We start from the raw sequence: 13,067 nt of genomic DNA, 5'->3' as shown, positions 1-13,067 counted from the left end.
ACGCGGGCAAGAAGTACCTCGACTCGCTGCCGCAGCCCCCGAAGGACGGCAGCCCGAAGGACAACGCGGCCTGGTGGAAGGGGCTCACCGACGAGGAGCGCGCGGCCTTGGTCTCCCTGCGCCCGGACGCCGTCGGCGCACTCGACGGCGTCCCGTCGGCAGTGCGCGACGAGGCCAACCGTGTCGTGTTCGACGAGACCCGGGCACGGCAGCAGCTGGAACTGAACTCGATACCGAAGCCGCCGGCCAACGAATGGACCTGGATCACCGCAGGCGGGTATCCGGCCAAGGTGCACACCGACGAATGGATGGAGTGGCACCGGAAGTACGGCGACCGGTACGAATACCTCAACAAGTCCCTCCACGGCATGCAGGACATCCAGAAACGCTTCGACGCAACGGGCACGAACGGACTGCCCGAGGCATACCTTCTGGGGTTCAGCGCCGAAGGAGACGGCCGTGCGATCGTCGCCAACGGCAACCCCGACACGGCCGATCACCAGGCGGTCTACGTTCCGGGTACGACGTCCGACCTGAACGGCATCGGCGGCGATGTCGACCGTATGGTCAATCTGTGGAGCGCGGCCCGGAGCGAGGCCGACGGAAAGACCGTCTCCACGATCACCTGGCTCGGCTACGACGCACCGGACGACGTCGTGAAGGACGCACCGTTCGAGCACTACGCGTACGACGGTGCCCCGGCGTTCACCAGGTTCCTGGACGGGCTGGAGGCGTCACACTCCGGTGACACGCCGCCGCACCGCACCGTGATCGGTCATTCGTACGGAACGACCCTGATCGGCGCAGCGGCCGAGAAGGGTACGCTCAACGCGGACGACGTCGTCCTCGCGGGCAGCCCCGGCGTCAAGGTGTCCCACGCCACCGAGATGGACGTGCCGAAGGGCCACGTCTGGAACGAGGAGGCCAAGGGAGACGCCGTTCCCGACATCGGCCGCTGGGGGCACGGCGGGGACTGGTTCGTCATACCGAGTGACCCGGAATTCGGCGCCAATCAGCTGACCACGGACACGGAGGGGCACAGCGGGTACTGGAACCCCGGCTCCGACAGCCTGAAGAACCAGGCCCTGGTCGTGACCGGGAACGGAGCCGACGCACCGCTGAAGCCGCCGCCCGACCCCTGGGCGCATGTGAAGTAGGTGAAATCTCCCCACATGAAGATGACCACGCGCGCACTCGTGCTCGCCGTACCCCTCGTCCTCACCACCCTCACTGGATGCGGTATGACCGACAACAGCGCTGCCAACGACTCCGACCACACTCCCGGCGCCGGCTCCGGCAACGGTTCCGGCGGTGTCCGGTCCGCCGGCACGAGCACCTCACGGGACGCGTCGGACGCGATGGAGAGGGTGTCCAGCGGCATCTACGACCTCATCGGGGTCAAGGGGGAGGCGTCCGACACCCGTCCGGGTGTGCAGACGTGCCCGGGCAAGGACAGGGACACGTACTTCCAGATCTTCCACCCGTGGAGCTTCTATCCCGCGTCGGCGGCCGATCTCGACAGCGCGATGGAGAACCTCAGGGAGGGACTGCCGAAGCACGGCTGGAAGATCGTCGAGTACGGCCCCGACACCAGCCCGAACAAGAACATCGTCCTGATCGCCGACAACGACGAGAAGAAGGCCGGCGTGCACATCGCCAAGATGCCGAAGAGGGAGCGGCCCAAGCTCAGCCTGACCGTCGTCTCCGGTTGCTACAAGGTCCCGGACGGCCAGGAGGTCGAGCACTTCTAGCCCGGCCGGGCGGCGCCGGACGGGCCGGAGGCCGGCACTTCCGGTGCCTTCCCGGCCTCCCGCAGCCGGTCGTGTGGTGCATGTCGCAGGGGTCCGTTTTGTGGACATCGCGCGCGTGACCCGGGCGATGCGTGGTATGCGTGGAAGGAGAAAACAGAGGTTTTACCCATCCGAGTCCGCCGCCATGCGTCCGCCGGTCAGATTTTCTTCCCCTAACGGGCTGAACTTTTGTTGATCGAGGGGTAGTTGACCACCCGGGCGTCCTACCCTTCAGAGGGTGAAGCAATTGATGTCCCTAGAGTCCGAGGCCGGCCTCCCGGGGGATGTGCTCCCCGGCGTGCTGAGCGAGTCCCTGCACGCCGAACTCGTCGCGTTCCGTCGCGACTTGCACATGCACCCGGAGCTGGGCAACCAGGAGTTCCGAACGACCGCCGCGATCAAGGAGCGGCTGGAGCGCGCCGGGCTCCGGCCCCGCGTCCTCAGCACCGGAACCGGACTCGTCTGTGACATCGGGCTCGCGGAGGGTGAGCGGTCCACCGAGCCGGTGCTCGCACTGCGCGCCGACATCGACGCCCTGCCCATCCCGGACACCAAGACCGACTGCCCGTACCGGTCGACCGTGCCGGACCGGGCCCACGCCTGCGGACACGACGTGCACACGACCGTCGTGCTCGGCACCGGGCTCGTCCTCGCCGACCTGCACGCCAAGGGCCTGCTGCCCCGCCCGGTGCGGCTGATCTTCCAGCCCGCCGAGGAGGTGCTGCCCGGCGGTGCCCTGGACGCGATCGAGGACGGCGCGCTGGCCGGGGTGAGCCGGATCCTCGCCGTGCACTGCGACCCCCGGGTGGAGGTCGGGCGGATCGGACTGCGGCACGGGCCGATCACCAGCGCCTGCGACCGCCTGGAGATCGCTCTCGACGGGGCCGGCGGCCACACCGCCCGCCCCCACCTGACCACCGACCTGGTCACCGCCGCCGCCCGCGTCGCCGTCGACGTCCCCGCGCTGATCGCCCGCCGGGTCGACACCCGCGCCGGTCTCGCCGTCACCTGGGGCCGGATCGAGTCGGGCCACGCCCCGAACGTGATCCCGCAGCACGCGGAGCTGTCCGGCACGGTGCGCTGCCTGGACCTGGAGGCCTGGCGGCAGGCCCCCGACATCGTGCACGCGGCCATCGACGAGGTCGCGACCCTGCACCGGGCCAAGTCCGAGATCACCTACATGCGCGGGGTGCCGCCCGTCGTCAACGACCGGGAGTCCACCGAACTGCTGCGCCGGGCCATGGTCGCCCGGCGCGGGATGAAGTCCGTCGAGACCACCGAGCAGAGCCTGGGCGGCGAGGACTTCTCCTGGTACCTGGAGCAGGTCCCGGGCGCGCTGGCCCGGCTCGGGGTGCGCCGGCCCGGCGAGCGCACGGTGCGCGATCTCCACCAGGGCGACTTCGACGCCGACGAGCACGCGATCACGGTCGGTGTGGAGATGTTCACCGCCGCCGCCTTCCTGGACACGAACGCGGCGCCGAGGTGACCGGACGGCCCCCTCGGGGGCCGTTCCCCTGACTGGCGCAACACGCACGCAAGCCAATCGTGCACGGTGCGCGACGAGCCCGGCGGAGGGCCCCAGACCGAGTTCAAACAGTGTTTGCCTCGAATCGATAACGGCTTCGCGAGAGGGTTTTTTGCGACATCTACGCGCGTTACGATGCCGCGAAGCCGACGCCGAAGGAGGCGTTCCGGCTGGAGCACTGACATGGTGCTCTCATCAAGCGCCTACGTGGCGCTCAGGTCAGGTGAAGGAGCCTTCCCGTGCGCCGGGTAGCCAAGCTTTCCGCTGCGTGTATCGCGTCCGCAGCTCTCGCCGTGACTGCCACTGCCTGTGGCAGCACCTCCTCCGACAACAACGACTCGTCCTCCACCGGTGACGGCAAGGGCGTCAAGGTCGGTCTCGCCTTCGACGTCGGCGGCCGTGGCGACCGCTCCTTCAACGACTCCGCCGCGCGCGGTGTCGACAAGGCCAAGAAGGAGTTCGGCGGCGAGATCAAGGAGCTGACCGCGAAGACCTCGGACACCGAGGCCGACCGCGAGCAGCGTCTGTCGGACCTGGCCGAGGCGGGCTACAACCCGGTCATCGGCGTCGGTTACGCGTACGCCGCCTCCATGACCAAGGTCGCCGCGAAGTACCCGAAGACCAGCTTCGGCATCGTCGACTCGGTCGTGAACGGCAAGAACGTCGACAGCATCACCTTCACCGAGGAGCAGGGCTCCTACCTGGCCGGCGTCGCCGCCGCCCTGAAGACCAAGTCGAAGCACGTCGGCTTCATCGGCGGTGTGGACGTCCCGCTGATCAAGAAGTTCGAGGCGGGTTACGTCCAGGGCGTCAAGGACACCAACCCGAAGATCAAGGTCGACACGCAGTACCTGTCGCACGGCTCCGACACCTCCGGCTTCGCCAGCCCCGACAAGGGCAAGGAAGCCGCGCAGGGCATGCTGGACAACGGCGCCGACGTCGTCTACACGGCGGCCGGCTCCTCCGGCAACGGCTCGATCGAAGCCGTCAGCGGCAAGAAGGGCGCCTGGGCCATCGGCGTCGACTCCGACCAGTACGCCGTCCCGGGTCTGGCCAAGTACAAGAACTCGATCCTGACCTCGGTGGTCAAGAACGTCGACGTCGGCGTCTACGACCTGGTCAAGTCGGTCCACGACGGCAAGCCGCTGACCGGCACCAACAGCTACTCGCTCGCCAAGGACGGCGTCTCGCTGTCCACCAGCGGCGGCTTCATCGACGACATCCAGGCCAAGCTGGACGAGGCGAAGAAGAAGATCATCGACGGCTCCATCAAGGTCAAGACCACCCCGTGACCTGATGGGTCCCGTCGGACCCAGGCTCGGCGCAGGGGCGCCCTCCGGAGCCCCTCGCCGAGCCATAACAATGTGTCAACTCTACGCGTGTAGCGCGGAGTTGCCGCGCTAGCGTCGCCGACGCCTGCCCCCTCCCCGCAGCCCCTTTCCCCGAGGAGAGTGCGCCATCAACGCGTCCAGCCCTCCCGCTGCCGTCGAACTGCGCGGCATCACCAAGCGCTTCCCCGGCGTCGTCGCCAACCGCGACATCGACATCACGGTCCGCACCGGCACCGTCCACGCCCTGTGCGGCGAGAACGGCGCAGGCAAGTCCACCCTGATGAAGATCCTCTACGGCATGCAGCAGCCGGACGAGGGCACCATCACCGTCGGCGGCGAACAGGTCGTCTTCCACAACCCCGGCGACGCCATCGCCCGCGGCATCGGCATGGTGCACCAGCACTTCATGCTCGCCGACAACCTCACCGTGCTGGAGAACGTCGTCCTCGGCGCGGAGAAGCTGCACGGCATCGGGGGCAAGGCACGCGCCCGGATCAAGGAGATCTCCGACGCCTACGGGCTCGGCGTCCGCCCCGACGCCCTCGTGGAGGAGCTCGGCGTCGCCGACCGCCAGCGCGTGGAGATCCTCAAGGTCCTCTACCGCGGCGCCAGGACCCTCATCCTGGACGAGCCCACCGCCGTCCTCGTGCCGCAGGAGGTCGACGCCCTCTTCGACAACCTGCGCGAGCTGAAGGCCGAGGGCCTCACCGTCATCTTCATCTCCCACAAGCTGGGCGAGGTGCTCTCCGTCGCCGACGAGATCACCGTCATCCGGCGCGGCACCACCGTCGGCACCGTCGAGCCGCGGGGCACCACCCCCAAGCAGCTCGCCGAGCTGATGGTCGGCAGCGAGCTGCCCACGCCGGAGACCGAGGAGTCCACGGTCACCGACGTCCCGATGCTGAAGGTGGACGGCCTGCACCTGACGCAGACCGACCTCGACGGCGTCGAGCGGATCATCCTGGACGAGATCACCTTCACCATCCACAAGGGCGAGGTCCTGGGCATCGCCGGCGTGGAGGGCAACGGCCAGTCCGAGCTGGTCGAGGCGATCATGGGCATGCGCCACCCCGACGCCGGCGTGATCACCCTCGACGACACCGACATCTCGCACACCCCGACCCGCGACCGCCGCGAGTCCGGCATCGGCTACATCCCCGAGGACCGCCACCGCCACGGCCTGCTCCTGGAAGCACCGCTGTGGGAGAACCGCATCCTCGGCCACGTCACCGAGAAGCCCAACTCCCGCGGCGGGCTGCTCGACCTCAAGGCCGCCCGCGCCGACACCCAGCGCATCGTCGAGGCCTACGACGTCCGCACCCCCGGCATCGACGTCACCGCCGCCTCGCTGTCCGGCGGCAACCAGCAGAAGCTGATCGTCGGCCGCGAGATGAGCCACAACCCCAAGCTGCTGATCGCCGCCCACCCCACCCGCGGTGTGGACGTCGGCGCGCAGGCGGCCATCTGGGACTACATCCGCGAGGCCCGCCGCGAGGGCCTGGCCGTGCTGCTGATCTCCGCCGACCTCGACGAGCTGATCGGCCTCTCCGACACCCTGCGGGTGATGTACCGCGGCCGCCTGGTCGCCGACGCCGACCCCGCCACGATCACCCCCGAAGAGCTGGGCTCCGCCATGACGGGTGCGGCCACCGGCCACCTGGAGCACACAGAGGACGACGAGCGATGAACAAGCTGACCCAACGCATCGACAAGGAGCGGCTGCTCCTCGGCATCGCCGCGCCGCTGCTGGCGATCGTCGCCGCGCTCGTCGTGACCACCGTGGTGATCCTCGCGACCGGCAAGGACCCCGGCGCCGCCTTCAGCGACATGGCGACCTACGGCTTCGCCAGCGACAGCCAGGTCTACATCCTGAACAAGGCGACGACGTACTACCTCGCGGGTGTCGCGGTGGCCATCGGCTTCCGCATGAACCTGTTCAACATCGGCGTCGACGGCCAGTACCGGCTCGCCGCGTTCATCGCCGCCGTCCTCGGCGGGGCGCTCACCGTGCCCGGCTGGCTCGCCATCCCGCTGATCATCATCTGCGCCATGGCGACCGGCGCCCTGTGGGCGGCCATCGCCGGTGTCCTGAAGGTGAGCCGAGGGGTCAGCGAGGTCATCTCGACCATCATGCTGAACTCGATCGCCACCGCGATCATCGCCTACCTGCTCCAGCCCGGGAAGCTCGGCCAGCTCGACCAGGCCGGCACCCTCGTCTCCACCAAGCCGCTGCCGTCGTCCTCGTACTTCTTCAGCTTCGACACCGGCCCCGCCGGTGAGCTGTGGGGCTTCATCGTCGTCGCCGTGCTCGTCGGCATCGCGTACTGGTTCGTGCTCGGCCGCACCCGGTTCGGCTTCGACCTGCGCACCGTCGGCCAGTCCGAGAGCGCGGCCAGCGCCAGCGGTGTCTCGGTGAAGAAGATGATCGCCACCAGCATGATCATCTCGGGTGCGGTGGCCGGTCTGATCGGCATGCCGACCCTGCTCAACGACAGCCACCAGTTCAGCAACGACTTCCCGGCCGGCATCGGTTTCACCGGCATCGCCATCGCGCTGCTCGGCCGCAACCACCCGATCGGCATCGCGCTCGGCGCCCTGCTGTGGGGCTTCCTGGAGCGCACCACCAACCACCTGGAGTTCCAGGGCTACGACAAGGAAATCCTCGGCGTCATCCAGGGCGTCATCGTCCTGTGCGTCGTCATTGCCTACGAGGTCGTACGCCGCTACGGCATGAAGCGCCAGCAGCAGAAGGTCGGCGCCGAACTCGCCGCCCAGGCCGCCGCCGCGACGAAGAAGCAGGAGGTGGCGTGATGACTGCCACGATGACCGACGCGCCGCCGCCGGCGGCCCCCAAGGCGGAGGGCGCGCCCCGGCGCTCCGGCCGCTCCCTCGGGATGACCCTCATGATCGTCGCGGGCGCGCTGCTGCTCCTGGCGGCGGTCCGCATGATCACCGGCGCCAACCAGCTCGACTCGGCCGGACAGGTCGGCGCCGCCCTCGGCCTCGCCGTGCCGATCGGCCTCGCCGGCCTCGCCGGTCTGTGGTCGGAGCGGGCCGGCGTGGTCAACATCGGCCTCGAGGGCATGATGATCCTCGGCACCTTCGGCGCCGGCTGGGTCGGCTGGCAGACCAGCCCCTGGCTCGGCCTGCTGTGCGGCATCGGCTTCGGTGTCCTCGGCGGTCTGGTGCACGCCGTCGCCACGGTCACCTTCGGCGTCGACCACATCGTCTCCGGTGTCGCCGTCAACCTGCTCGCGCTCGGCGCCACCCAGTACCTCGCCAAGCTGTTCTTCGCCGAGGGCGAGGCCTCCGAGGCGGGCGGCAACCCCAAGCAGTCCCCGCCCGCCGAGTCCCTGCCGCACGTCACCGTCCCCGGCCTCTCCGACGCCCTCGCGTCGGTCGAGAAGCACCACTGGTTCCTGGTCTCGGACCTCGCCGGCATCGTCGGCGGCCTGATCACCAACCTGTCCGTGGTGACGATCATCGCCGTGCTGCTCTTCATCGGCAGCTGGTGGCTGCTGTGGCGCACCCCGTTCGGGCTGCGGCTGCGTTCCTGCGGTGAGAACCCCACCGCGGCGGAGTCGCTCGGCGTCGACGTCTACCGGTACAAGTACGCGGCCGTGGCCGTCTCCGGCGGCCTCGCCGGCCTCGGCGGCGCGTTCCTCGCACTGGTGACCTCGCACACCTACCTGGAGGGCCAGACCGGCGGCCGCGGCTACATCGGTCTCGCCGCCATGATCTTCGGCAACTGGCGGCCGGGCGGCCTGGCGATGGGCGCGGGCCTGTTCGGTTACTCCGACGCCCTCCAGCTGCGCAACGGCGGTGTGACGGTCCACGCCCTGCTGCTCCTGCTGGTCGTCCTGCTCGCGCTGCTGGCCGGCTGGAAGCTCTACAAGAAGGCCCTGCTCCAGGGTGTGATCAGCGCCGTCATGGCGGTGTTGGTCCTGGTCTGGTACCTGCTCACCGACGAGGTCCCGAGCGACTTCGTGGGCGCCACCCCGTACGTCGTCACCCTGCTGGTGCTGTCGCTGTCGGCGCAGCGCCTGCGGATGCCGAAGGCGGACGGCATGCGCTACCGGAAGGGCCAGGGCAAGTGACCCGGGAAGCCGCCGCGTTCGACTGGGAGGCGCTGCGCGCCGTGGCGCGGGAGGCCATGTCCCACGCCTACGCCCCCTACTCGGGGTACCCGGTCGGGGTGGCGGCCCGGGTCGACGACGGCCGCACGGTCACCGGCTGCAACGTCGAGAACGCCTCCTACGGGCTCGGCCTGTGCGCCGAGTGCGGCCTGGTCTCCGAGCTCCAGCGCACCGGCGGCGGCCGCCTGACGCACTTCACCTGCGTGGACGGCACCGGCGCCCTGCTGGTCCCGTGCGGCCGCTGCCGGCAGCTGCTGTACGAGTTCGGCGGGCCCGAGCTGCTCCTGGACACCCCCGCGGGCGTCCTGACGCTCTCCGAGATGCTGCCCCAGGCCTTCGGCCCGGACCATCTCACCAAGTAACGCCGTACGGCCCCCCTGACCCGCATCCGCGCAGGGGGGCCGTGCACTTCGCACCTCCGGAAGGAAGCCACCAGCCATGGCCATGGACGCCATCTCCGTGATCCGCACCAAGCGGGACCGCGGCGAGCTGACCGACGAGCAGATCGACTGGGTCATCGACGCGTACACCCGCGGCGAGGTCGCCGACGAGCAGATGTCCGCGCTCGCCATGGCGATCCTGCTCAACGGCATGAACCGCCGCGAGATCGCCCGCTGGACCGCGGCCATGATCGCCTCCGGTGAGCGCATGGACTTCTCCGCGCTGTCCCGCCCGACCGCCGACAAGCACTCCACCGGCGGCGTCGGCGACAAGATCACGCTGCCGCTGGCCCCGCTCGTGGCGGCCTGCGGCGCGGCCGTCCCCCAGCTCTCCGGCCGCGGCCTCGGCCACACCGGCGGCACCCTGGACAAGCTGGAGTCCATCCCCGGATGGCGCGCCCTGCTCTCCAACGAGGAGATGCTGCACGTCCTGGACACCACGGGCGCGGTGATCTGCGCCGCCGGTGACGGTCTGGCCCCCGCGGACAAGAAGCTGTACGCCCTGCGTGACGTCACCGGCACGGTGGAGGCGATCCCGCTGATCGCCTCCTCGATCATGTCCAAGAAGATCGCCGAGGGCACCGGCTCGCTGGTCCTGGACGTGAAGGTCGGCACGGGCGCCTTCATGAAGACGATCGAGGACGCCCGGGAGCTGGCCTCCACGATGGTGGGCCTCGGCACCGACCACGGCGTGAAGACGGTGGCCCTCCTGACCGACATGTCCACCCCCCTCGGCCTGACGGCGGGCAACGCGCTGGAGGTCCGCGAGTCGGTGGAGGTCCTCGCCGGCGGCGGCCCCGCGGACGTCGTCGAGCTGACGGTCGCCCTGGCCCGCGAGATGCTCGACGCGGCCGGCATCAAGGACGCCGACCCGGCGAAGGCCCTGGCCGACGGCTCGGCGATGGACGTGTGGCGCCGCATGATCGCGGCCCAGGGCGGTGACCCGGACGCCGTCCTGCCCACCTCCAGGGAGCAGCACGTCGTCAAGGCCCCGGCGTCCGGCGTCCTGACCCGCCTCGACGCCTACGACATCGGCATCGCCGCCTGGCGCCTGGGCGCCGGCCGCGCCCGCAAGGAGGACCCGGTGCAGGCGGCCGCGGGCGTCGAGATGCACGCGAAGCCGGGCGACACGGTGACCGAGGGCCAGCCCCTGCTGACCCTGCACACGGACACCCCGGAGCGCTTCGCGTACGCGCTCCAGGCGGTGGAGGGCTCCTACGACGTCGCGGCCCCGGGCACGGACTTCACGCCGTCGCCGGTGGTGCTGGAGCGCATCGCCTGACGCGGCGTCTCCCCTTCGGCTGGACGGGACCGGTGGAGCTCCACCGGTCCCGTCCGGCATGCCGGGGGCCGGTGGCGCCCCGGCGGCGGACCGGCGCGCTCCCCGCCGGCCGGTCCGGTGTCACCCCAGCACCGCCGCCACCCCCACCAGCACCGGTACCGACACCACCGTCGACAGCAGGACCGACTCGCGGGCCAGCGACTCGGCCACCCGGTAGCGGCTGGCGTAGGTGAAGAGGTTCTGGGCGCCGGGCAGGGCCGCGGTCACCACCACGTCCAGCAGGGCGGCGCCGTGCATGCCGAAGACGCCGCGCGCCAGCACCCACGCCACCAGCGGCTGGCCCACGGACTTCAGGGCGACGGACAGCAGCACCAGACGGCCGTCCCGGCCCCGCCCGGGCGGCGGATTGCCGTGCAGGGACATGCCGAAGGCCAGCAGGGCCGCCGGGACGGACATGTTGCCGATCACGGTGAGCGGGTCCAGCAGGGGACCGGGCAGCTGCCGGCCGGCCGCCGACACCACCACCCCGGACAGCGAGCCCACCGCTATCGGATTGCGCAGCGGTGTCAGCAGACGCCGCCACACCGTGCTCTTCCCGCCCGTGCCGGACAGGTCCAGGACCGTGAGGGCCACGGGCGTGACCAGCACGACCTGGAAGAGCAGCACCGGCGCCACCAGGGACGCGTCACCCAGCACGTACGCGGCGATCGGGATGCCGAGGTTGCCCGAGTTGACGTAACCGGAGCAGAGCGCGCCGATCGTCGTACGGCCCACGCCCCAGCGCCGGGCCACCCCGACCGCCACGAAGACGCCCGCGACCGCCGCCGTGCTCAGGGCCGTCACCAGCAGCCGGCTGGAGAAGAGGACGGACAGGTCGGCCGCGGCCAGGGTCGTGAACAGCAGCGTCGGCCCCGCCACCGTGAAGGCCAGCCGCGTCAGCACCTCACCGCCGTGCGCACCGAGCGTCCCGTACCGCCCGAGCACATAGCCCACCCCGATCACGACCGCGATCACCGCGAACCCGCTCAGCACCCCCGCCACAGGCCCCACCCTGCGGGGAGGAGGCGAGAGGGGTCAATGTGATCTCCGACGGCCGGGCGGCCGGGAAGGCGGGCGGTCGTGGGCGGGGAGGGCCGCGCCGGGTGGGGAGGGGAGACTGACGCCCGTACCGCCCGCGATGAGTTCCGGGCCGGCCGTCGGTCTACCGCACGTGGATGCCGAGATCCCCGCCGTCCTCGTGCTGCCCGGGCCCGTCAGCCGTGACGAGGTGCCCGGGCTGTGCGCCGACGCGCGGGCTGTGCTGGAGGGCGGCGGGGCCGGGGTGCTCGTGTGTGACGTGGGCGGGCTCGGGCCGCCGGGGCTGGCGGCCGTCGACCTGCTGGCCCGGCTGGAGCTGACCGCCCGCCGGGCCGGCGGCCGGATCCGGCTGCGGAACGCCGACCCCGCGCTACACGCCCTTCTCGGCCTGGTCGGGCTCCGCTTTCAGGTGGAGGGGGAGCCCGAAGAGGGGGAACCAGCGCGCGGTGTCGAGGAAGCAGTGGAATCCGGTGATCCGGCCGTCTGAGATCTCCAGCACCTGCACCGCCCACGGGGTGAAGCCGCCGCTGTCCGGGTCCGGCTTGTAGTGCGCGAACCCCGGCAGGCCGTTGGCCTGGACCGGGAGCAGCCGGGATCCGGCGCAGGAGGCGCCGAGGGTGGTCATGAAGCCGGTGATGTCGGCGGTGCCGCGCAGCCACAGGTCGAACGGCGGCATCGTCATGACGGCGTCCTCGTGCAGCAGCGCCGTCAGCGCCGTCATGTCGTAGCCCTCGAACGCCTTCACGTAGCGCTCCAGCAGCCTTTGCTGCTCCTCGTCCAGCGGATCGGACACCGCCCCCTCGGCGCCCGCGTCCGCGCGCTCCGCGAGCGTGGCCCGGGCCCGCTGCAAGGCGCTGTTCACCGAGGCGACCGTGGTGTCCAGCAGCTCGGCCACCTCGCTCGCCCGCCAGGCCAGCACCTCGCGCAGGATCAGCACCGCGCGCTGCTTGGGCGGCAGCTGCTGGAGGGCCGCCATGAAGGCCAGCCGTACGGACTCCTTGGCGACCGCGGCCTCCGCAGGGTCCTCGACCGTGGGCAGCACGCGCGCGTCCGGCACCGGCTCCAGCCAGGTGCTGTCCGGGCGCGGGGCGAGCGCCGCCCGGGCGAGCGGCGTCGACTCGCTCAGGTCCATGGGCCGCGCCCGCTTGTTGCCCGCCGTCAGCATGTCCAGGCACACGTTCGTCGCGATCCGGTACAGCCAGGAGCGCAGCGAGCTACGGCCCTCGAACCTGTCGTGGCTCCGCCAGGCCCGCACCAGGGTGTCCTGGACCGCGTCCTCGGCCTCGAAGGAGGACCCGAGCATGCGGTAGCAGTACCCCGTCAGCTCGGTCCGGTGTTTCTCCAGCGCGACCTCGAGGTCCGCCGTCGCCGTGCCCTCGCCCATCGTCCACCCACCCCTGCGGCCGTTCCCGTCGCGCGCCGTCGCGCCCCAGCACTTCGGAAGCTACCGCAGGGCACTGACAATGGCGCCCGGAGTTCACGAACG

At 70.7% G+C, this 13,067-nt stretch carries 12 protein-coding genes; 10 read left to right on the top strand and 2 right to left on the bottom strand.

From position 1 onward, the window contains the following. The 9 genes from ABZ576_RS23165 to ABZ576_RS23125 all read left to right on the top strand — a co-directional run. Positions 1-1,157 (top strand): alpha/beta hydrolase (locus tag ABZ576_RS23165; RefSeq protein WP_360743848.1); only part of this gene is annotated, 1,157 nt, incomplete at its 5' end. A gap of 15 nt (positions 1,158-1,172) precedes the next feature. Continuing rightward, positions 1,173-1,751, top strand: a complete 579-nt coding sequence (locus ABZ576_RS23160) for a hypothetical protein (RefSeq protein ID WP_360743845.1) — start codon at positions 1,173-1,175, stop codon at positions 1,749-1,751. A gap of 289 nt (positions 1,752-2,040) precedes the next feature. Further along, positions 2,041-3,276, top strand: a complete 1,236-nt coding sequence (locus ABZ576_RS23155) for a M20 family metallopeptidase (protein ID WP_360743842.1) — start codon at positions 2,041-2,043, stop codon at positions 3,274-3,276. Positions 3,277-3,554: 278 nt separating this feature from the next. Next, positions 3,555-4,607 (top strand): BMP family ABC transporter substrate-binding protein, encoded by a 1,053-nt coding sequence (locus ABZ576_RS23150; RefSeq protein ID WP_360743839.1) that lies wholly within the window; start codon positions 3,555-3,557, stop codon positions 4,605-4,607. A 199-nt stretch (positions 4,608-4,806) separates the two neighbouring features. Next, a complete protein-coding gene (locus ABZ576_RS23145) occupies positions 4,807-6,333 on the top strand; it encodes an ABC transporter ATP-binding protein (RefSeq protein ID WP_360743889.1) in 1,527 nt (508 codons plus the stop codon). Then, positions 6,330-7,457, top strand: coding sequence for an ABC transporter permease (locus ABZ576_RS23140; RefSeq protein ID WP_360743836.1), 1,128 nt, complete (start codon positions 6,330-6,332; stop codon positions 7,455-7,457). The genes ABZ576_RS23145 and ABZ576_RS23140 overlap by 4 nt, the downstream gene beginning before the upstream one ends. Continuing rightward, positions 7,457-8,743, top strand: coding sequence for an ABC transporter permease (locus tag ABZ576_RS23135; RefSeq protein ID WP_360743833.1), 1,287 nt, complete (start codon positions 7,457-7,459; stop codon positions 8,741-8,743). Before ABZ576_RS23140 ends, ABZ576_RS23135 begins: the two co-directional genes overlap by 1 nt. Then, positions 8,740-9,144 (top strand): cytidine deaminase, encoded by a 405-nt coding sequence (locus ABZ576_RS23130; RefSeq protein WP_360743830.1) that lies wholly within the window; start codon positions 8,740-8,742, stop codon positions 9,142-9,144. Before ABZ576_RS23135 ends, ABZ576_RS23130 begins: the two co-directional genes overlap by 4 nt. Before the next feature lie 76 nt (positions 9,145-9,220). Next, the gene (locus ABZ576_RS23125; RefSeq protein ID WP_360743827.1) at positions 9,221-10,504 is read left to right on the top strand and encodes a thymidine phosphorylase; all 1,284 of its coding nucleotides are present in this window, start codon (positions 9,221-9,223) and stop codon (positions 10,502-10,504) included. A gap of 120 nt (positions 10,505-10,624) precedes the next feature. Here ABZ576_RS23125 and ABZ576_RS23120 read toward each other — a convergent pair whose 3' ends face one another. Then, entirely contained in the window at positions 10,625-11,545 is a 921-nt protein-coding gene (locus ABZ576_RS23120) for an AEC family transporter (protein WP_360743824.1), read from the bottom strand. A 136-nt stretch (positions 11,546-11,681) separates the two neighbouring features. Between ABZ576_RS23120 and ABZ576_RS23115 the strand changes: the two genes are divergently transcribed. Then, complete coding sequence (locus ABZ576_RS23115) at positions 11,682-12,068, top strand: STAS domain-containing protein (RefSeq protein ID WP_360743821.1); 387 nt, start codon at positions 11,682-11,684, stop codon at positions 12,066-12,068. On the opposite strand, the gene ABZ576_RS23110 is transcribed toward ABZ576_RS23115, so the two are convergent. Further along, entirely contained in the window at positions 11,952-12,965 is a 1,014-nt protein-coding gene (locus ABZ576_RS23110) for a sigma-70 family RNA polymerase sigma factor (RefSeq protein ID WP_360743818.1), read from the bottom strand. The genes ABZ576_RS23115 and ABZ576_RS23110 overlap by 117 nt on opposite strands. Positions 12,966-13,067: the final 102 nt, after the last annotated feature.

The organism is Streptomyces sp. NPDC013455, assembly GCF_040632975.1.
In the GTDB taxonomy this organism is placed as follows: domain Bacteria; phylum Actinomycetota; class Actinomycetes; order Streptomycetales; family Streptomycetaceae; genus Streptomyces.
The sequence above is the reverse complement of the archived record's forward strand: the minus strand, read 5'-3'. Positions and strand labels throughout refer to the sequence as shown.